Genomic DNA, 20,673 nt, shown 5'->3' with positions numbered 1-20,673 from the left:
CGGATTCGGGGCCACACCCGTGTTCAGGGGCCGCTCAGACCTTGCGGTACCTGGCCATGGCGAACGAGAACAGGCCGAAGAGCATCAGGCCGACGGCTATCAGCACCAGCAGCCAGGGCCCGGCCGGGGTCTCGGTGAACGCGCGCAGGGTGTCGTCCATGCCCTTGGCCTTGTCCGGCTCGTAGTCCCAGGCCGCGCGGACCGCGAAGCCGCCGGCGACGGCGAACACCAGACCGCGGGACACACCGCCGCCGATGCCGGTCACGTCGACCGCCTGACGCACCCGGTGCGACATCGCACCGAGCCTCATGTGCTTGTGGTACTTGCGGCGGACGGCCTGCACGGCCATCCAGAGGCCCGCGCAGCCGATCACCACGCCCGCCACACCCACGAGCCACTGCCCGGCGGGCAGACCCATGGCCTTGGCCGTGGCGTCCCGGGACTTGCCGTCACTGGAACCGCTGCCGCCGGCGCCCGCGGCGAAGGAGATCACGGAGTAGGCCACGAACCCGTAGAACACGGCTCGTGCCGCCGACGCGACCCTCTTCTTCGCCTTGCCGCCGTCGGGGCCCGCCGCGCCGAAGACCGCTTCGGAGAGCCGCCACAGCGCCATGCCGACCAGTCCGACGGCCAGCGCCCAGAGCACGACCTCTCCGAAGGGTTTGCCCGCGACCTCCTGGAGCGCACCACCCTGGTCCGCCTGCTTCCCGCTGTCGCCGAAGGCGATCTGCAGCGCCAGCAGGCCCACCAACAAGTAGATGACACCGCGCGCGGTGAAACCCGCCCGCGCCGCCCCCTCGATGGCGGGGGCCGCCTTCTGCTTCCCCGCCTGACTACCTCGTGTCAACGTGCTTGCGTTCATCATTGCCTCCCGTCTCCGGTTGCCCCGGGTCGGCCGTACGACACCCGGCGGGCCCTGCCGGGCGGTACGTCCCTTTTCCGAAGCAGATCGGGGGGATCGAACATACGATGGGCGTGCAACTGGAAGGGCGCCCCGCGCGACCGCGCGAGGACGCCGACCTCTCGGGGTGGGAGACGAATGGCACAGGGCACAGACGCAGCACGGACCGTCATCCTGACCGTGGACGACGACCCGGGAGTTTCGCGTGCCGTGGCCCGTGACCTGCGACGTCGTTACGGCGAGACGTACCGTATCGTGCGCGCGGAGTCCGGGGAGAGCGCCCTTGAGGCGCTGCGCGAGCTGAAGCTGCGCGGTGATCTCGTCGCGGTGATCCTGGCGGACTACCGCATGCCGCAGATGAACGGGATCGAGTTCCTGGAACAGGCGCTGGACGTGTACCCGAGTGCGCGCCGCGTGCTGCTGACGGCGTACGCGGACACGAACGCGGCGATCGACGCGATCAACGTGGTGGATCTCGACCACTACCTCCTCAAGCCCTGGGACCCGCCCGAGGAGAAGCTCTATCCCGTCCTGGACGACCTGCTGGCCGCCTGGCGGACCTCCGACCACCGGGCCGTGCCGATCACGAAGGTCGTCGGCCACCGCTGGTCCGCGCGGTCCTCGGACGTACGGGAGTTCCTGGCCCGCAACCAGGTGCCGTACCGCTGGTACTCGTCGGACGAGCCGGAGGGCAAGCGGCTGCTGGCCTGCGCGGAGCAGGACGGCGAGCGGCTGCCGCTCGTGGTGACCGCCGACGGGGCGGTGCTGGTGGAGCCCGACGATCAGCAGCTGGCCGCCCAGGTGGGGCTCGCCACGACGCCGACCGCCGAGTTCTACGACCTGGTCGTCATCGGCGGCGGTCCCGCCGGACTCGGCGCGGCGGTGTACGGCGCCTCGGAGGGGCTACGGACGGTCCTCGTCGAGCGCTCCGCGACCGGCGGGCAGGCGGGGCAGAGCTCGCGCATCGAGAACTACCTGGGCTTCCCCGACGGGGTGTCCGGGGCGCAGCTCACCGAACGGGCGCGGCGGCAGGCGTCGAAGTTCGGCGCCGAGATCCTGACGGCACGCGAGGTGACCGCTCTGGAGGTCACCGGGGCCTCCCGCACCGTGCGGTTCTCGGACGGTTCCGCGATCTCCGCGCACTGCGTGATCCTGGCGACGGGCGTCTCGTACCGGCAGCTGGAGTCGCCAGGCGCCGGGGACCTGACCGGCTGCGGGGTCTTCTACGGGTCGGCGCTGACCGAGGCCCCCGCGTGCCAGGGGCAGGACGTGTACATCGTCGGCGGGGCGAACTCCGCCGGGCAGGCCGCGATGTACCTGGCCAGGGGCGCGAAGTCGGTCACCCTGCTGGTGCGCGGCCCGTCCCTGACGGCGTCGATGTCCCACTATCTGATCGAGCAGATCTCGAACGCGCCGAACATCTCGGTGCGCACCGGGACGGTCGTCGACGTGGTGCACGGTTCCGACCATCTGGAACAGCTCACCCTGCGCGATCTGGCGAGCGGCCACACCGAACTCGTCGACGCGCAGTGGATGTTCGTGTTCATCGGCGCCGCGCCGCTGACCGACTGGCTGGACGGCACGGTCCTGCGGGACGAGCGCGGATTCATCGTCGCCGGGCCCGACCTGGCGGTCGGCGGGGAATCGCCGCCCGACTGGGAGCTGGACCGGCCGCCGTACCACCTGGAGACGAATGTGCCCGGGGTGTTCGTGGCGGGTGACGCGCGCGCCGAGTCGGCCAAGCGTGTCGCCTCCGCCGTAGGAGAGGGAGCCATGGCCGTGATGCTCGTCCACCGGTATCTGGAGCAGTCATGAGCGGGCGGCCGATGCCGTGCGACATCAAGGAACTCGGCACGCTGTTCCTGTTCGAGAAGCTGGACGCCGAGCAGTTGGGGCGGCTGTGCAGCGAGGGCCGGGTGGAGCTGTTCGAGCCCGGTTACGTCTACGAGGAGGGCGAGCCGGCCACCTGCTTCTTCGTCCTCCTGGAGGGCACGCTCGTCATGTCGCGGCGGGTCGGCGGCGACGACGTGGAGATCAACCGCACCTCCCAGCGCGGGGTGTACGCGGGCGCCATGCAGGCCTATCTGGCGGCCCCCGAGGAGGCGCGCTACAAGGGTTCCCTGCGGGTCACCGAGCCCTCGCGGTTCTTCATCCTGCCCGCGGAGACGTTCTCCGCGGTGCTGCGGGAGTGGTTCCCGATGGCCGTCCATCTGCTGGAGGGACTGTTCTTCGGCAGCCAGAACACCCAGCGGACCATCGGGCAGCGTGAGCGGCTGCTGGCGCTCGGCTCGCTGTCCGCCGGGCTCACGCACGAGCTGAACAACCCGGCCGCGGCGGCGGTCCGGGCCACGTCCGCGCTGCGGGGCCGGGTGGCCGGGATGCGGCACAAGCTCGGCATGATCGCGGCGGGTCCGTACGCGCGCGACGCCCTGGAGACACTGGTCGAGATCCAGGAGCGTACGGCGGAGCAGGTCGCCAAGGCCACGCCCCTGAGCCCCCTGGAGGCCTCCGACCGGGAGGATGCGCTGGGCGACTGGTTCGACGACCACGGCATCGCGGGCGGCTGGGAGCTGGCGCCGACGTTCGTACAGGCCGGGCTGGACATCGACTGGCTGGACCAGGTGGCGGCGACCGTGGACGAGGGGACGCTGGAGGGCGCGGTCCGGTGGCTCAACTACACGGTCGAGACCGAGTTGCTGATGAACGAGATCGAGGACTCCACGACCCGCGTCTCGAACCTCGTGAACGCGGCCAAGCAGTACTCGCAGCTCGACCGGGCGCCCTACCAGGTCGCCGATGTCCACGAACTGCTCGACAGCACCCTGATGATGCTCGCCGGGAAGATCGGCCCCGGCGTCCGGATCGTCAAGGACTACGACCGGTCGCTGCCCCGGATCCCCGCCTACCCGGGCGAGTTGAACCAGGTGTGGACGAACCTCATCGACAACGCCGCCTCGGCGATGGGCGGCGAGGGCACGCTCACCGTGCGCACCGCGCTCGAACGGGAGCAGCTGCTCGTCGAGTTCCGTGACACGGGGCCCGGGGTGCCCGAGGAGATCCGCGGCCGGATCTTCGACCCGTTCTTCACCACGAAGCCCGTGGGCGAGGGCACCGGGCTCGGCCTCGACATCTCCTGGCGCATCGTCGTGAACAAACACCACGGACATCTGCAGGTGCACTCCGAACCCGGCGACACCCGCTTCCAGGTCTTCCTGCCGCTCACCGCGGAGGAATCCGACACCCCTCAGGAGACGTCATGACCACCTCGGACACCGCCGGAATCGAGCCGGGCGTGCCGCCGAGCGGCACGGGATGCGTCGAGTGCGAGGCCGCGCAGGGCTGGTGGTTCCATCTGCGGCGCTGCACCCAGTGCGGTCATGTCGGCTGTTGCGACGACTCCCCCTCGAAGCACGCAACGGCCCACCACCAGAGCACGGGCCACCCCTTCATCCGGAGCTTCGAGCCGGGCGAGGCCTGGTTCTGGAACTTCGAGACGTCCGAACTGTACGAGTCCGGGCCCGACCTCGCCCCGCCGCTCAGCCACCCCGCCGACCAGCCCGCACCCGGCCCCGCGGGACGCGTGCCGGCGAACTGGGCACAGACGCTCCGCTGACCCGCTCCGTCGACCTGCTCCGCCGATCCGGTCCGCTGATCCGGTCCACTCCCGCTCCGCCTCGCCGGCCGGTCCTCGCGCCGGGGTCGCGGGGCGGGGGCGGGGCCGGGACCAGGGGACTGTCGGTGGCGCGTGCCAGGATGGATCCGTGTCGACCACCGCATTCACCACGCCGCTCAACGGGCCCTTCATCGGGCCTTTCATCGGGCGTGCGGACGAGCTCGCCCGGCTGACCCAGGTCCTGGACCGGGCCCGGGCCGGTGAGGCACGCGCCGTGCTGGTCGCCGGGGACGCGGGGGTCGGCAAGACCCGGGTGCTGGCCGAGGCCGCCGGGCAGGCAGCGGCGGCGGGCACGACGGTGGTCACGGGGCACTGCGTGGACCTCGGTGACGTGGGTCTGCCGTATCTGCCGTTCACCGAGATCCTGGGTGTGCTCGCCGGGGACGAGCGGTTCTGCGGCACGCTGGCCGCGCATCCCGTGGTCGACCGGCTGATCGGGCACGGCGGGGACGGGGCGCGGGACGCGGGCGGCCGGCCGCAGCTGTTCGAGGGCATGGCCGCGCTCCTGGCCGAACTGACCAGGGCCGCCCCGCTGCTGCTGGTCCTGGAGGACCTGCACTGGGCGGACCAGTCCTCCCGCGACCTGCTGCGTTTCCTGCTCAGCCGGGGCGTCCTGGGCGGGGCGGGCAGTGCGGGCGGCGCGCCCGGTCAGCGTCTCGCCGTCTTCGCCTCGTACCGCGCCGACGATCTGCACCGCAGACATCCCCTGCGGCCCCTGCTCGCGGAGTTGGTGCGGCTGCCCGCCGTCGAGCGGCTGGAGCTGCGGCCGATGCCCGACGGCGAGGTGGACCGGCTCGTCCGTTCCCAGCGGACCGCCCCCGTGCCCGATGCCACGATCCGCCGCATCGTCGAGCGCGCCGAGGGAAACGCCTTCTACGCCGAGGAGTTGCTGGCCGCCACCTCGGAGTCCGCGCCCGGGGCCGCCTCCGCCGTGCCCAGCGGTCTGGCGGACGTGCTGCTCAGCCGCTTCGAGCAACTGTCGCCGACCGCACAGCAGGTGCTGCGCACGGCGGCGGTCGCCGGGCGCCGCGTCGAGCACGATCTGCTGCGGGACGCCGTGCAACTGCCGGAGGAGGAGCTGGAGTCGGCGCTGCGCGAGGCCGTCGGACGCCAGCTCCTCGTCGCCGGTGGGGGGTCGGGAAGGGAATCCGGCGGTGGTTTCGGCGGGAGTACCAGCAGAGGCTCGGGCTCAAGCTCGGCTCAGGGCTTGGGTCGGAGTTCCGGCGGCGGCTCGGGCGGGAGTTCCGGTGGGGACAGCGCCTACTCCTTCCGGCACGCCCTGATCCGTGAGGCGGTCTACGCCGATCTGCTGCCGGGTGAACGGGTGCGGCTGCACCGGGCGTTCGCCCACGTACTGGCCGGGCGGGGCCTGCCTGCCGAGTGTGCCGCCGAGCGCGCCCACCACTCGCGCGAGAGCCACGACCTGCCCGACGCGCTGGCGGCTTCACTGGAGGCCGCCGACCACGCGGCGCGGGTCCGCGCGCCCGCCGAGGAACTGCGCCATCTTGAGGCCGCCCTCGACCTGTGGTCGGCGGTACCGGCCGACGCGCGGCCCGACGGCTTCGACACGGTCACACTGACGCTGCGCGCCTCGGCGGCTGCCGCCCACGCGGGCGAGACCCACCGGGCCGTCTCGCTCACCCGGGCCGCGCTCGCGCGCATGGGCTCCGACGAGGACTCCGAACTGGCCGCCCGGGTCCGCTACACGCTCGCGGGCAACCTCATGCGGATCGACAGCCTGACCGCCGCGTTCACGTACAGCAGCGAGGCCCTCGCGATGATCCCCGCGGATCCTCCCTCGCGTACGTGGGTGTGGGCCGCGTCCACCCATGTCATGGCGGCGCGTTACGTGGGCGACGACGAGACCGCCCGTGACGTGGCCCACCGGGCCCTGGGCATCGCGGAGCAACTGGGCACAACCGACGCCCGGGCCGACCTGATGATCTCCCTCGTCGGGCTGGAGGGAGCGGGCCGGACCACCCCGGAAGGACGGGCCCGGCTGCGGGAGGCACGGGAACTGGCCCGGAGCGCGGGGAACACCTCGATCGAGATGCGCGCACTGTTCAACCTCTCCATCGGCGCGTACGAGTCCGGTGACCTGGACGAATGCCTGACCTGGCTCTCCGACGGGCTGGAGCGCGCGGGCCGTGCGGGGCTGCTCGCCTCGCCCTACCCGCTGGAGATGCGCTACCTGCGGTCCCTGGTGCTCTACTCCCTGGGCCAGTGGGACGCCTGCGTGCGCGCCGCGGAGAGCGATGCCGAGCGGCTGCCCGCGGCGGGCGGCTACGCGATCGGCCCGGCGCTGTCGGTGGCCCTGGCACGCGGTGAGCAGGGGGCGGCCGAGCGGGCCCGGACCCTCCTCGACGGGCCGTTCGACTGGATGGCCACCCTCGTGGCGGGCATCCTCCTGACCGACACGGCGGTCCTGCGCCACGATGCCGAGGCGGCCGTCGAGCAGGTCCGTACGAGCGTCGCGGCTCTCGTCGACGACGCCGGTACGACGCCCGACGTGGTGGTGCGGCTCGCGGCGCTCGCCCTGGCCCCGGTGGCGGACGCGGCCGTGGCCGCCCGTCTGGCGGGCGACGAGGAAGGCGTACGGCGCTGGTCGGAGACCGGGGCGGAGCTGGTGGCGATGGCCCGGGTCACGGCGGCCGAGGGCGAGGACGGTGCGCCGCAGGGTCCCGAGGGGCGGGCGTGGCTGGCGCGCGCCGAGGCCGAGTGGGCGCGGGGCCGCGCCGAGCCGGACCCGCGGGCCCGGGAGGAGACCGAGGCCGCCCGGGAGAGGGCGGAAGCCTGGGAGAAGGCGGTCGAGGCGTTCGGTTACGGGGACGTCTACGAGCAGGCCCGCTGCCGGGTCCGGTTCGCGGAGGCCCTGGTGGCGGCGGGGCGGCGCGAGGAGGCCGCCGGGCAGGCGCGGGCGGCCCGGGACACGGCCGTCCAACTGGGCGCGGTGCCGTTGCGTGAGGACGTGGAGCGGCTGATCCGCCGGGCCCGCCTCGCGGAGACGTCCCCGGTGGCGGGCGTTCCCGCGCTGACCGCCCGGGAGAACGACGTCCTGCTGCTCCTCGCGCGGGGCCGCACCAACCGGCAGATAGGCGAGGAACTGTTCATCAGCGGCAAGACGGCGAGCGTGCACGTCTCCAACATCCTCGCGAAGCTGGGCGCCGCGAGCCGTACGGAGGCGGTGGCGATCGCGTACCGCGAGGGCCTGGTCCAAGCGGAACCGACCACCTCGGGCTGACCCGCGGACTGACCTGCGACCGGATCAGCGGGCGGATCGGTGACCGGATCGGTGCGTCGTCGTGCGGCCGGCGTGTGCCTCAGCGGCTGCGGGGTCCGGCGGATGGCTGTGTCATGGAGACGGGCGCACGCGGGACCGAGCCGCCGTTTGTGTCCGGGGCAACCGGTTACCCGAGCGGATGGCCCGCATTCGTACCAGCACAAGCACGAGTACGAGTACACGAGCACACGTACAAGCAAAGGTGGCTGTTCATGACGTCCGGCACGCATCTCGCTCTGACGCTCACTCTCACCGGCGGTTCGGCCGCCGACGCGCGGGCTGTCGTCCACACGCTCGAACCCGCCTTCGGCTCGCCGGACACCCTGCCCGGTGACGACGACGCGACGGTCTACACGGCCACCTTCGGCAGCGGCGGTGACGCGGCGACCGGCGACCGCAGCGACGGCGACGGCGGGAAGCCGTCTTCCGGAGCCAAGCTCTCCACGTCCGTCACCGTCACCCTCCAGGGCAGCCCGGAGGCGGTGCGCCAGGCCGACAAGACACTCTCGGCGGCCTTCACCGTCCACGAGGAGGGGGCCGCTTCCGGCGACCAGGAGCAGGAGCGGGAGCTGCGCCTCGAACCGTAGGTCGACGCCGAGCCGCCCGGGCACCCCAGGCGCCCCAGGCGCCCAGGTCACCCTCGGCTCACCCTTGACGTCATCCTCGGCGTGGGCGTCGGCTCACCCGTCGGGCCCAACGGTCTCACCCGCTGAGTCGTAGGGTCCGCATCTGCTCGTCGAGGGGGGCGAGACCGACGTCGCGGCGCCGCTCGTCGAGCGTCTCGGGCCGGCGGACCGGATACGGGCTGCAGGTCACGGGGTCGATACGGGTTCCGTAGAACTGCGGCTGGCCCAGTTCCACGGCGCAGTGGTCGGCGATGTACGCGTGATGCGGCGCCGGGCAGCGTCCGTCCGCGACGGCCTGGGCGATCAGGTCACGGCACACGACCTGGAAGGCGAGATCCGGGGCGTGCAGCAGGATCATCAGGGCCGCGGTCGAGGCGGGCGCGCCGACCAGCTCCGCGGTCGGCCAGGCATGGCGCCGGACGATGGCCCTGAGCGCCTCGGCGTTGCCCGCACGGCACTTCGCGAGACCCTGCCGCGCGGCCGGTGTGGGACTGCGGTGCGCCTCCCCCGTCGCCCGGTGGTCCTCGTCCACGCGGCGGACCAGTTCACGGGCGAGGGCGGTCGCGAGCGCCGGGAGCACGGTCGGGTGGCCCTCCCGGACCTCGTCGTGAGCGAGCCCCCTGCGGTCCTCGTCGGTCGTGTCGGACGCGTATCCCCTGCGCATCTTCGCCACCCCGTCGTGGGTCTCCGGCGTCCCGTGGGGCATACGGTCCGCCCGTTCGTCGCGAGGCAGGTGGCCCGCGGGCACCGTGGCCGCGGTCCATCCTTGTTCGCCCGTACCCGGAGCGGTCATGGCGCCCGTCGGATGCACGACGGGAACCACACCGGTTTCCTTGTCCCGCCGACACATGGACCACGCGAACCACACGGACCGCACGAACCGGTCGGGCCGGAACCGGACACGCCGGGGCCTGCGGTGCCGAGGCCTGTCGTGCCGGAGCCGGTCGCGTCTAAGCCGGACACGTCCGCGCCGGGCGTCATGCCACTGCCCCCGGCACCGAGCGCGGCCCGTACCCGAGGTCCCGTGCCTGAAGGGTGTCCAGCGCCTTGTCGGCCGCGGCGGGAACTCTGCCCGGGTTCCTCGGTCGTCCGTCACTCACGGTGGCCATCCAGGTCTCGCATCATGCTGCTGCGGGCTCGACCGGCCCGCCGGGGCGCCAACTGCGCTGCGACCGACCGTCGTTGTGCGCCGTGGCTGCCGGACCGTGCGGCTCGTCACTCGGTCCCTATGATTGCGTACGCCCTCAACTCGTAACAAGCGTTCTGATAATTTCAGAACGATCCGCACGGCTCTGTCTGTGTCAGCCACTGCGTGGCACACTGCTGGCCGTGACGGGCGTTCCGGGAGGCAGGACGTGAGCGACAACCGCTCCGGCGGCAGCGCTCCGACCGTCCTGCGGATGGTCCTGGGAAGGCGCCTCCGGGACCTGCGGGAACAGGCGGGGATCTCCTTCGAGGACGCCGCCCGGGCCATCGAGGTCACCCCTTTGACGGTCCGTCGGATGGAGAAGGCCGAGGTCGGCCTCCGTATCCCCTACGTCAGGGAGCTGCTGCGCACCTACGGAGTCCCCTCCTCCGAGGTGGACGGCTTCCTCACGATGGCGCGGGAGGCCAACCGGCCCGGCTGGTGGTACTCCTACCGTGACGTGCTGCCGGAGTGGTTCAGCGCGTACGTGAGCCTGGAGAGCGAAGCCGCCGTCATCCGTCTCTACGAACCCCACTACGTCCCGGGCCTGTTGCAGACGCACGACTACGCGGCCGCGCTGATGCGGGTCGGCTTTCCGAACGCGAGCAAGGAGGACATCGCCCGCCGCGTCGATCTGCGGCTGCGGCGCCAGGACCTGCTCACCAAGTCCGACGCCCCGGCGGTCTGGGCCGTCCTGGACGAGACCGTGCTGCGCCGGCCGGTGGGCGGGGCCGAGGTGATGCGGGCCCAGATCGACCGGCTGGGCGAGGCCCTGGACATGCCGAAGGTCCGGATCCAGATACTGCGCTTCTCGGTGGGCGCGCACCCCGGCGCGTTCGGCCCGTTCCACTACTTCCGTTTCGGTTTCTCCGAACTTCCCGATGTCGTCTACACCGAGAGCCTCGTCGGCTCGGTCTATGTGGACCAGCCCGCCGCCGTCGTGACCTATCTCGAAGTGCTGGACCGCATGTCCGTGCAGGCGGAGCCGGTCACCCGGACCAGGAGCATCCTGGCCGAACTGCGTGAGGAGTTGTGAGCCATGACGTCCATGGATCCCGTCCACAGCGGTGTGCCCGCCGGTGAGCTGGGCACCGAGGGCTGGGAGAAGCCCTGGAGCGGTACCAACGGCGGCAGTTGCGTGGAGGCCAAGCGGCTCCCCGACGGAAGCGTCGCCCTCCGCCAGTCCAAGGATCCGGACGGGCCGGCGCTGGTCTACAGCCGGGACGAGATGATCTCGTTCCTGGAAGGCGCGAAGTCCGGCCGGGCCGACTTCCTCGTCGCCTGACCCGCGCTCATGCCGTACGCCGCGTACCCGGCCTTGGCGTACGAGCTCGGCGTACGAACCGTGCCGCACGGGCCCTGGCGCCCCCCGTCGGCGCCAGGGCCCTTCCGCGGGCGGTCGGTGAGGCCGGTCAGGACCGTGCGGCCGGCTGGATGTTCTGGTTCAGCCGGAACAGGTTGTCCGGGTCGCGGTCGGCCTTGATCCGGGCCAGGCGTGCGTAGTTGTCGCGGTAGCTGGCGCGGACCCGCTCCTGTCCCTCGTCCATCATCATGTTCACGTACGCGCCGCCCGCCGAGTACGGGTGCAGGGCCTCGAAGTAGTCGACGGTCCACCGCCTGATGAGGTCGGCGTTGGCCGGGTCGGGGTCCACCCCCGCGAACACCGAGGCCCAGCGTGCGTCCCGGTAGCTCCAGGCGGTGTCCGTCGGGGCGTGGTCGTGGACGGCCCCGTCGATCGGGTACAGGTGGAACGTCGACTTGAGCGTGGGCAGTTCGGCCCCGAACTTGGCGTGCTGGTCGATCGCGTCACCCGGGATCTCGTTGACGAAGTCGGCGCGCCAGTACCACTGGTCGCCGGGCGGGTAGAGGCCGTCGAAGGCCGACTGGATCGCGGGGTGCGGCATCGGCGCGGGCCCGTGCAGCATCGGTTCGGGGAGCGCGTCGAGCAGGGGCGCCATCAGACGGGCCGCCGTGTCCGCGTCGTCCCCGGCGTAGCACCACACGACACCGCAGGCCTTGCGTCCCTGGATCTCCTCGGGGAACGGCGGGGCCGGCGGGACGGCGCCGAACAGGAAGAACCCGCCCAGTTCGCGGGGTGCGTGGGGGATGAAGTCCCGGTAGGCGGTGAGGACTTCGGCGGCCGATTCGACGGGCCAGAAGGTGGGGCCCGCGACGACCGTGCTCACCTCGTGCAGCCGGAACCGGAACGAGGTGACGACGCCGAAGTTGCCTCCTCCGCCACGGATCGCCCAGAACAGGTCGGCGTTGTCGTCGGCGTTCACGCGCACCTGTGTGCCGTCGGCCAGTACGAGGTCGGCCTCCAGGAGGTTGTCGATGGTCAGCCCGCACTTGCGGCTGAGGTGGCCGAGGCCGCCGCCCAGGGTGAGGCCGCCGACTCCGGTCGTGGAGATGATGCCGCTCGGGGTGGCCAGCCCGTGGGCGTGGGTGGCACGGTCCACCTCGCCCCAGACGCAGCCCGCGCCGACGCGTGCCGTCCGGGCGCCGGGGTCGATCACGATGTCCTTGAGCGGCGACAGATCGACGACCACGCCGCCGTCGCAGGTCCCCAGGCCCGCTCCGTGATGTCCGCCGCCGCGGACCGCGAGCGGCAGATCGTGGTCGCGGGCGAAGCCGACGGCCCGGACCACGTCCCCGGCGCCGGCGCAGCGTGCCACCAGGGCGGGCCGCCGGTCGATCATCGCGTTGTAGACGGCGCGTGCGTCCTGGTAGCCGGAGTCCTCGGGGCCGACCAACTGGCCCTCGAACGACTGGAGTTCCTGGCGGGCCGCCTGCGCGGGCGTGACGGACATGGCATCCCCCGATCCGGGGCCCCGTTCTCCGGGCCCCTTCGATGGCCCTGTTCTAGTCCGGTGTCCCGCGCTCGGGCATCCGTGCCCATCACTCAGCTCGGCCGCGCCGCCTACCTAGGTCTGCCCGCGCTCTCCGTGCTGCGTCCGCCCACGCTCCCCGCGTCCGCCGGGGTCCCGCGCCTTCGCCTGCGCGTCGGCCTGCGTCTGTGTCTCGCGGCCCGGCAGTATCCCGAGTTCCGTGGCGCGGGCGGCGGCCTCGCGCCGTGAGCGGGCACCGAGCTTCTCCAGGACGGCGGCGACGTGGTTGTCGACGGTACGGACCGACACCACGAGCCGCTCGGCCATCTCCGGGTTGGTCAGTCCCTGGGCCAGCAGCCGCACGACCTGCAGCTGCCGCTCGGTGAGTCCGGCGGGGTTCTCCCTGGTGGCGGCGAGCGGACCGCGCGGGATGTGACGGACGCCGAGGTGCCGCAGCTGGGAGCGGACCAGCCGTGCCAGGGGTTCGGCGCCGAGCGCGTCCAGACCCGCGAGGGCGGTGAGCTTGTCGTCCGGGTCCGGGCTCTCGGCGAGGGCGGCGGCCTCCTCGTACGGGCAGCCGGCCGTGTGCCACACCTGGGCCGCCTCCCGCCAGTGTCCGGCGGTCTGGAGGGCGTACGGGTGGTCCGAGCCGTCCGCCGGTACGGGGTGTCCGGCCCTGGTGAGCCAGTGGCCGAGTTCGGCGCGGTGCGGGACGACGTTCAGCCGGCGTGCCTGTTCGAAGGCCGGCCCGGCCAGGTCGGCCACCAGCGCGTGATCGCCGCGGAGCCAGGCGGCCTCGGCGCGGGCGGCGGCGACAGGTCCGGTGCGCTGGAGTTCACGGGTGCGTACGGCGATCTCCCAGGCCTCGTCGAGCAGTTCGCCGCCGCCCTCGCGGCCCCGCCGGACCCGGACGCGGGCGAGGACGGTCAGCGCGGGGCAGCGGGCGGGGACGAAGTCGTGGGCGCCGATCTCGGCGTGCCGCTCCGCCTCGTCCCAGGCACCCGCGGCGAACTTCCGCAGCCCCATGGCCACATGGAGATAGCTGAGGAAGCCGACGTGCTCGGCCCGGTCGGCCAGCTCCATCCCCGGGGCGAGGTAACGGTCGGCCTCGGTGTGTTCGAGGCGTTCGAGCAGCGTCCAGATGAGATTGGCGTACGAGCGGCAGGCGTGCTCGACCTCCCCGGCGGCCAGCGCGACACGCAGACTTTCCTCCAACTGGGCACGGCCCAGCGGGTCGCCGGCCCGCCAGCGGGCGGTGCCGACGTTGTTCAGGGCGTGCGCGAGGATCGCGTTGTCGCCCGTGCGGCGGGCCAGGCGGATCGCGCGTTCGCCGAAGTCGACCGCCTGCGCGGTGCGTTCGGACAGCATGTGGAGCTGGGAGGTGTTGCTCAGCGCGAGCGCGAGCAGCCGTTCGTCGCCCGCCTCCTCCAGGACGGCGATGGCCTCCCGCGCGGCGCGCTGGGCCTCGTCGGCGTTCCCCGCCCACCAGTGGATGCGGGAGAGCCAGCGCAGGTCGGCGCCGAGCGCGCGGGTGTCACCGAGGAACCGGCGCAGGGCGACCGCGTCCCGTTCGGCGTCCACGGCGGCCGCGGAGTCGGCGACGGTGTAGCTCTCGATGGCGAACCGCTCCAGCAGATCGGCGAGTTCGGCCGCGTCGAAGCGGTCGCGCTGCCGCAGGACCAGCCGCAGATGGGCGGCGGCCTCCCGGTGCGCGCCCGCGCCGGCGGCGTCCCGGGCGGCATCGGGTCCGTACCGTGCGATCGCCTCCTGGTCGCCGGCCTGGGCCGCGTGGTGGACGACGCGGGCCGGGTCGGAGCCCGGTTTCACGACGAGTGCGGCCAGGACCCGGCGGTTGAGTTCGATGCGCCGTGCGGCGGGCAGCGAGTCGGCGACGGCCCGTCTGATCAACTCATGGCGGAAACCGGCCCGTTCGGGGGTCACGGTCAGCAGTCCGCGCTGTTCGGCGACCGCCAGCTCGGTGACGCCGTCCGGCAGCAACGCGTCGACGAGGGGGCGTTCGACCGCGGAGGGCATGACGGCGAGCTGTTCCAGGGCGTCGCGGGTGCGGTCGTCCAGGTCGCGCAGCCGGGCGAGGACCGCGTCGACCACGGTCGGGGGTACGACGCCGGTGCCGCCGGCCGCCACCACCTCGGCGACGAAGAACGGGTTGCCGGAGGTGACCTCGTACACCTCCGCCGGGTCCAGGCCGCTCACCGCGCTGAGCCGGTGCACGGCGCCCGGGGAGAGCCGGGACAGCGGCAGGCGGTGCACGCGTTCGGCCCGGGACACCTGGCCGAGGAGGTGGTGCAGGGGGTGGCGGCGGTCCAGTTCGTCGTCGCGGTAGGTCAGGACCAGCACGGCCGGCAGGCGTTCCACCCGGTGCACCAGGAACCGCAGCGCGTCGAGGGAGGCCTCGTCGGCCCAGTGCACGTCCTCGACGACGAGGACGGCGGGGTGCGGGGCCGCGGTGAGTTCCGCCCGCAGCGCGTCGTAGACCCGGGGCCGGTCGCCGCCCGCCGTGAGCGCCCGCGCCAGCTCCGCGCCGACACCGCCGACGAGATCGCGGAAGGGGCCGAGCGGCCTGCGCGTGGCGAGGTCGTCGCACTCCCCCACCAGGACGCGGGACGCCGTGGGCAGTACGCCCGGCATGGCCTTCACCAGGCTCGACTTGCCGATGCCCGCCTCGCCGTGGACGAGCACCACGGAACCGGCTCCGTCGGCCGCCTCCCTGGCGGCCGAGGCCAGCCGGTCCAGCTCGTGCTCGCGTTCGAGGATCCCCCCGTCCACGGCGCCATGCTGGCACATGCACGCCTCTTGAAGCCCCACAGCGGCGCCCATAGGATCGTTCAAGAATTGTGTGAAACGTTTCAAACGCCTCGCACGTCCCCCTCCCGACACTCCTCCCTCCCCTCTCACTCCCTCTCCTCCTCCCACCCCCTCGCTTCGTCACCCGCACGCGCCCCCGCACCCGCACCCGCGTACGTACGCAACCAAGGGACACCACATGACCAAGGGTTGGAACCGCCGCGCCTTCCTCCGGAGTTCGGCCGCCGGAGTGAGCGCCTCCGCCGCCCTCGCCTCCGGTACCACCGGGGCCGCCGCCTCGGCCCCGTCGGGCGCCGACGCATCGCGGCCGGGCAGGCTGCGCGTCGAGCGCACGACCGTCGAGTACGCCGAGACCCTGCTCGGCACGGAGGTGGAACAGCCGCGGCTCACCTGGGAGTTGGGCGCCGACGGGCACGGAGCCCGGCAGAGCGCGTACCACGTGAGGGTCGCGCTGAGCGAGAAGGGCCTGCGCGAGGGGCAGCGAGCTGTCTGGGACTCCGGCCGGGTCGCGTCGGACCGCAGCGTCGGGATCGTCTACGCGGGCCCCGCCCTGAAGCCGCGCACCCGCTATCACTGGCAGGTCAGGGTCTGGGACGGCGAGGGCCGGGCGTCGGCGTGGAGTGTGCCGCGCTGGTGGGAGACAACGTTGTCCAAAAACTCCTGGCAGGGGTTCTGGATCGGTGCGGCTGCCGCGCCCGAGCCGCCGTCGTTCGAGGGCGCGTCCTGGATCTGGTCGCTGGGCGCGACCTCCAACGACGCCCCGAACGGCCCTCGCTGGTTCCGCGGCGCGCTCACCGCACCCGCGGGGGCCGAGGTCCGAAGAGCCACGCTGCTGGCGACGGCCGACGACGACTTCACCCTGTATCTCGACGGCGTCCAGGTGATGCACCAGGCCGAGCAGACCGACGCCTGGCGGCAGGGCCATCTCCTCGACGTCACCGAGGAGGTGAAGGCGGCGGGCTCCGGGCGCCTGGTGGTCGCCGCCCTCGCGACGAACCGCGGCAACGCGTCGGTCAACCCCGGCGGCCTGCTCGTACGACTCCTCGTGGAGCACGGCTCGGGGGCGGACGCGGGGACGGTGGAGCTGGTCACGGGCGAGGGCTGGCGCAGCGCCGACACCGAACAACAGGGCTGGCAGCAGGCCGAGTTCGACGACTCCGCGTGGGCCGGGGCCGCCGTGCTCGCCCCGTACGGGCAGGGCCCGTGGGGTTCCGGTGTGTCGATCGCGGCGCCCGAGCAGCCGGCGCCGCTGCTGCGCCGCGAGTTCACCGTCTCGAAGCCCGTCTCCCGTGCCCGTCTCTACATCAGCGGACTCGCCTACTACGACGCCGAGATCAACGGTGAACGCGTCGGCCGCCAGGTCCTCGACCCCGGCTTCACCGACTACGACGAGACCGTCCTGTACGCCGTCCACGACGTGACGGACCGGCTGCACCGGGGCGCCAACGCGATCGGGGTGACCCTCGGTCGCGGCTTCTTCGGCATGACGACACCGAACGTCTGGAACTGGCACCGTCCGCCGTGGCACGACGAGCCGCGCCTCCTGGGCCAGTTGGAGATCGACCACCCCGACGGCTCACGCACCACGGTCGCCACGGACGGCAGCTGGCGCATCACCGACGGCCCGACCCGCTCCAACTCCCTGTACGCGGGTGAGAGTTACGACGCCCGCAAGGCACCCAGGGCCTGGACCCGCCCGGGTTTCGACGACAGCGGCTGGCAGCAGACCGAACGCCGGGACGCCCCCAAGGGCACCCTGCACGCACAGCCCCACGACCCGATCCAGGTCATCGAGACCGTACGCCCGGTCGCCGTAAAGGAGTTGAGCGAAGGCGTGTACGTGGTCGACATGGGCCGCACGATGGCCGGCTGGACGCGGCTGACCGTGCGCGCGCCCGCCGGGACGACCGTACGCCTGGTCCACGGCGAGAAGCTGAAGTCCGACGGCAGCGTGCACGCCGAGACCGGGCACGTCCCCGGCCGGTTCCAGACCGACGAATACGTGTGCGCGGGCGGCGGCGCCGACGAGGTGTGGGAGCCCCGGTTCTCGTACAAGGGATTCCGGTACGTGCAGGTCAGCGGGCTGCCCGCGAAGCCCGAGCCGTCGCAGGTGCTGGGCCGTGTCGTGCACACACCGGTGGAGGCGACGGGTTCCTTCGCGTGTTCCGTGCCGTTCTACCAGCAGTTGGAGCGCGCGATGCGGCGCACGCTCCTCAACAACCTGCACGGCATCCCGACGGACACCCCGATGTACGAGAAGAACGGCTGGACCGGGGACGCGCAGCTGGGCGCGCCCGTCATGGCGTACGCGCTCGGCGTGCACCGCTTCCTGTCCAAGTGGCTCGGTGACCTGAAGGACAGTCAGAACTCCGACGGACAGATCCCGGTGATCGTGCCGAGCGGCGGCTGGGGCTACGGCGACCTCGGTCCGTCCCCGGAGTGGACTACGGTGTACCCGTTCCTGCTGCGGGAGATGTACCGCGTGTACGGGGACGAGCGGCTGGCCCGCGACCACTGGGCGCCGCTCACGCGCTATCTGGACTGGGAGATCTCCCGGCTGAGGGAGGGGCTGGCCGTGACCGCGCTCGGCGACTATCTGCCCCCGGGCTACGGCGGCAACCCGCCCGAGGACACCCGGCTCACCGCGACGGCGTATCTGCACCGGGCACTCACCGACACGGCCGAACTCGCTGACCTGCTCCACGAGTCGGCGGTCGCCGCTCGCTATCGCGGGGCCGCGGCCGGACTCAAGGAGGCCTTCAACGCGGCCTTCCTGGGCCCGGACGGCCACTACCGCACGGCGAAGGACCCCGGATACCGGCAGACGAACAACTGCATACCGCTCGCCTTCGGGCTGGTCCCGCCGGGCGCGCGGGCCTCCGTCGTCGACTCGCTGCTCGCCGACATCAAGGAGCGCGGCAACCACCTGAACACCGGCGCGCTCGGCACGAGTGTCCTGCTGCGCCAGCTGTCCGCGCAGGGGCATCCCGAGGTGGCCCACGCGATCGCCACGCAGCGCACGTACCCGAGTTGGGGCTACTGGTTCGAGAACGGCGCCGACACCATGTGGGAGATGTGGCCGGTCGACTCACGCTCCCGCGACCACTACTTCCAGGGCACGGTCGTGCAATGGCTGTACGAGAACGTGGCCGGACTCCGCCCCGGCGACGCCGGGTACCGCACCTTCACCGTGCGCCCCGACGGCCGTACGGGAGTCGACTGGGCCCGCACCTCGATCCGCACCGTCCGAGGAGAGGCCTCGGCGTCCTGGTCGATCGTGGACGACGCGATACGGCTCGCGGTGCGTGTCCCGGTGGGATCCACGGCCGAGGTCCACGTACCGGCGACGACACGGTCGGCGGTACGTGCTCCGGCCGCGGCCACGTACGTACGGCTGGAGCCCGGCTTCGTGGTGTACGAAGTGGCGCACGGGGGGTGGGAGTTCGTGGGGCGGGTTGCGGGGTGAGTGGGGCGGTGTCTCAGGAGGCGGTGCGGGCTTCGAGGTCTGTGCGGGTGTCGTTGCCGTACACGCCTGTTTCGTCTCCTCTGATGCCGTACCAGAGCTGGAAGCGGGCCACCGCCGCCGTCAGCGTGGCGTCGTAGATGCCGCTGGGCGTGCCCTCCTTGTAGACGTCGGGGATGCGCAGCAGCCGTTCCTGCAAGTCGCTGACCTCGGGGCCCCGGTCGCCCTCGCGCAGGGTGCCGGGGCCGTCGGGGTCGATGCCCGCCGGGGCGCCGCCTTCCTGTGCGGGGGCCGAGGCGGGTGGCGCGGACGACGCGACGGGGGGCCGTGCCTGCGCGGGGTCGTCGTCCTTGTCCCAGGTGAGCAGGAGGGCGGCGCTGAATCCGCCCAGCGCGGCGACCGTCGCGGCGACACCGAGCACCGTGCTGCGGAGGAAGGTGCTGCGGCCGTGGGCCGGCCCCTTTCCGGCCGGGCGCTCGCGCGGCGCCGGTCTGCTGTCGCCCTCGACCACGGGCGGCAGTTCCTGCGTGTCGTCCTCCGCGACCCAGGGCAGGGGGGCAGCCTCCGGCGCCGGTACGGCGACGGCGACGACCTCGTAGCCCTCGTCCGGTTCGCGCTCCTTCTCCTGCACCTGCCGCAGCAGATCCGCCAGGGAACCTGGCTGTCGGCGGCGCAGCACACTGGTCGGCTCCAGCGGCGAGCGACGCGGTGACTCTTCGGGGTCGAACGGTGTCGACAACCTGCTCTCCCTCCGGGCGTTACTGAGAAGGGATACGGGTCACTCCGCCCGGCGGTTCAACGTCTGGGCGCCGGGCCGGAGCGCGATACCGAACGGGCGCGCGCCCCAGCACACCGGCGCACGCCGCCGAGCCGGGTGGGACCGTCGGACCGCCGCTGCGCGGGTGCGCCCCAGCCGGTCCGCACCCGGCATCCGTCAGCGGTTCATCAGCGCGAACACGCCCCAGCCCAGATACTCGCGCTGGTACCGGACATGGCGCAGGGGCCCGGTCGCCAGGTCCTCGCGCATCTCGTCGGCCAGTTCGTCGTCCGGGTTGGCGTCCAGCCAGCGGCGGGTGCTGAGCCACTGTGCAGCCACGTACCTGTCCCAGCTGTCCTGGTCGGCGAGGACCATCTCTACGAGGTCGCAGCCGAGGGCGCCGAACTCCTCGACCAGTTCCGGGAGCGAACGGTAGTCGTCCCTGCTTCCGGCGTGGCAGCCCTCGACGGTCGCCCGGTCCCGGGGCTCCCGGCGCCAGTACGGCTCGCCGATGAGCATGATCCCGCCGGGGACGAGGCTCCTGCGCAGCAGGTCGACGGTGCCCGCCACCCCGTCGCCGATCCAGGTCGCACCGACGCACGCGGCGATGCCGACGGGCTCGTCGGCGACATGGCCCGCCGCGTCTCCGTGCAGGAAGCCGACGCGGTCGGTGACACCCAGTTCCCCGGCGCGGTCGCGCGCCTTCGCCAGGAACACCGTGCTGATGTCCACGCCGGTGCCGGTCACCCGGTGGTCGCGCGCCCAGGTGCACAGCATCTCGCCGCTGCCGCAGGCGAGGTCCAGCACGGTGGTGCCCGGCGCCGGGTCGAGGGCCCGCCCTAGGACGGCCAGCTTCTCGCTGGTCAACGGGTTGTGAATGCGGTGTCCGCTCTCGCGGACGGTGAAGCTACGTGGGAGATCCACTTCTGGGATTCCTTCGGTCCGAGGAGGTCGAGAAAGTCGACGGGGCAGAGGGGGTCGAGGGGGTCGGGAAGGTCACGGGGGCTGGAGTTCCCAGCCCGCCGTACGCTGCCGCGTTCTTCCGCACCGTCATCTCCAGCACCTCACTCGCCAGGAACCGTCACTCGCTCGGACCGGCCGAGGCTAGATCGGCGGACCTCGCGCGGCCAAGT

At 72.5% G+C, this 20,673-nt stretch carries 14 protein-coding genes; 8 read left to right on the top strand and 6 right to left on the bottom strand.

Features of this window, described 5'->3' with window-relative positions:
* Positions 1-34 precede the first annotated feature (34 nt).
* Positions 35-862 carry a DUF1206 domain-containing protein gene (locus ACZ60E_RS00330; RefSeq protein WP_469436458.1) on the bottom strand — a complete coding sequence of 276 codons (828 nt, stop codon included), beginning with the start codon at positions 860-862 and terminating at the stop codon, positions 35-37.
* A 177-nt stretch (positions 863-1,039) separates the two neighbouring features.
* Between ACZ60E_RS00330 and ACZ60E_RS00325 the strand changes: the two genes are divergently transcribed.
* The 5 genes from ACZ60E_RS00325 to ACZ60E_RS00305 all read left to right on the top strand — a co-directional run bounded on the left by ACZ60E_RS00325 (position 1,040) and on the right by ACZ60E_RS00305 (position 8,441).
* Complete coding sequence (locus ACZ60E_RS00325; RefSeq protein WP_453794212.1) at positions 1,040-2,716, top strand: NAD(P)/FAD-dependent oxidoreductase; 1,677 nt, start codon at positions 1,040-1,042, stop codon at positions 2,714-2,716.
* Positions 2,713-4,161: an ATP-binding protein gene (locus ACZ60E_RS00320; RefSeq protein ID WP_384809909.1), complete on the top strand. Its 1,449-nt coding sequence runs from the start codon at positions 2,713-2,715 to the stop codon at positions 4,159-4,161. The genes ACZ60E_RS00325 and ACZ60E_RS00320 overlap by 4 nt, the downstream gene beginning before the upstream one ends.
* Positions 4,158-4,514 (top strand): UBP-type zinc finger domain-containing protein, encoded by a 357-nt coding sequence (locus ACZ60E_RS00315; RefSeq protein ID WP_107015037.1) that lies wholly within the window; start codon positions 4,158-4,160, stop codon positions 4,512-4,514. The genes ACZ60E_RS00320 and ACZ60E_RS00315 overlap by 4 nt, the downstream gene beginning before the upstream one ends.
* A 148-nt stretch (positions 4,515-4,662) precedes the next feature.
* Positions 4,663-7,815: a helix-turn-helix transcriptional regulator gene (locus tag ACZ60E_RS00310; RefSeq protein ID WP_469436453.1), complete on the top strand. Its 3,153-nt coding sequence runs from the start codon at positions 4,663-4,665 to the stop codon at positions 7,813-7,815.
* A 251-nt stretch (positions 7,816-8,066) separates the two neighbouring features.
* Positions 8,067-8,441, top strand: a complete 375-nt coding sequence (locus ACZ60E_RS00305; protein ID WP_469436451.1) for a hypothetical protein — start codon at positions 8,067-8,069, stop codon at positions 8,439-8,441.
* A 115-nt stretch (positions 8,442-8,556) separates the two neighbouring features.
* Here ACZ60E_RS00305 and ACZ60E_RS00300 read toward each other — a convergent pair whose 3' ends face one another.
* A complete protein-coding gene (locus ACZ60E_RS00300; RefSeq protein ID WP_469436449.1) occupies positions 8,557-9,303 on the bottom strand; it encodes a DUF6624 domain-containing protein in 747 nt (248 codons plus the stop codon).
* Positions 9,304-9,880: 577 nt separating this feature from the next.
* Here ACZ60E_RS00300 and ACZ60E_RS00295 point away from each other — a divergent pair.
* Together ACZ60E_RS00295 and ACZ60E_RS00290 are read left to right on the top strand one after the other, a co-directional pair.
* The gene (locus ACZ60E_RS00295) at positions 9,881-10,702 is read left to right on the top strand and encodes a helix-turn-helix domain-containing protein (protein WP_469438274.1); all 822 of its coding nucleotides are present in this window, start codon (positions 9,881-9,883) and stop codon (positions 10,700-10,702) included.
* Between the two features lie 3 nt (positions 10,703-10,705).
* A complete protein-coding gene (locus ACZ60E_RS00290; RefSeq protein ID WP_469436447.1) occupies positions 10,706-10,951 on the top strand; it encodes a DUF397 domain-containing protein in 246 nt (81 codons plus the stop codon).
* Between the two features lie 127 nt (positions 10,952-11,078).
* Here the strand turns inward: ACZ60E_RS00290 and ACZ60E_RS00285 are convergent, their stop codons facing one another.
* Positions 11,079-12,476, bottom strand: a complete 1,398-nt coding sequence (locus ACZ60E_RS00285; RefSeq protein ID WP_469436445.1) for an FAD-binding oxidoreductase — start codon at positions 12,474-12,476, stop codon at positions 11,079-11,081.
* A 114-nt stretch (positions 12,477-12,590) separates the two neighbouring features.
* Positions 12,591-15,281 (bottom strand): ATP-binding protein, encoded by a 2,691-nt coding sequence (locus ACZ60E_RS00280; RefSeq protein WP_469436441.1) that lies wholly within the window; start codon positions 15,279-15,281, stop codon positions 12,591-12,593.
* Positions 15,282-15,498: 217 nt separating this feature from the next.
* Between ACZ60E_RS00280 and ACZ60E_RS00275 the strand changes: the two genes are divergently transcribed.
* The gene (locus tag ACZ60E_RS00275) at positions 15,499-18,786 is read left to right on the top strand and encodes a family 78 glycoside hydrolase catalytic domain (protein ID WP_469436439.1); all 3,288 of its coding nucleotides are present in this window, start codon (positions 15,499-15,501) and stop codon (positions 18,784-18,786) included.
* A gap of 13 nt (positions 18,787-18,799) precedes the next feature.
* Here ACZ60E_RS00275 and ACZ60E_RS00270 read toward each other — a convergent pair whose 3' ends face one another.
* Complete coding sequence (locus ACZ60E_RS00270; protein WP_384809895.1) at positions 18,800-19,522, bottom strand: peptidoglycan-binding domain-containing protein; 723 nt, start codon at positions 19,520-19,522, stop codon at positions 18,800-18,802.
* Positions 19,523-19,717: 195 nt separating this feature from the next.
* Complete coding sequence (locus ACZ60E_RS00265; protein ID WP_469436437.1) at positions 19,718-20,464, bottom strand: SAM-dependent methyltransferase; 747 nt, start codon at positions 20,462-20,464, stop codon at positions 19,718-19,720.
* Between the last annotated feature and the right edge of the window lie 209 nt (positions 20,465-20,673).

The sequence above is a fragment of the Streptomyces sp. NPDC102514 genome (assembly GCF_055584525.1).
The sequence above is the reverse complement of the archived record's forward strand: the minus strand, read 5'-3'. Positions and strand labels throughout refer to the sequence as shown.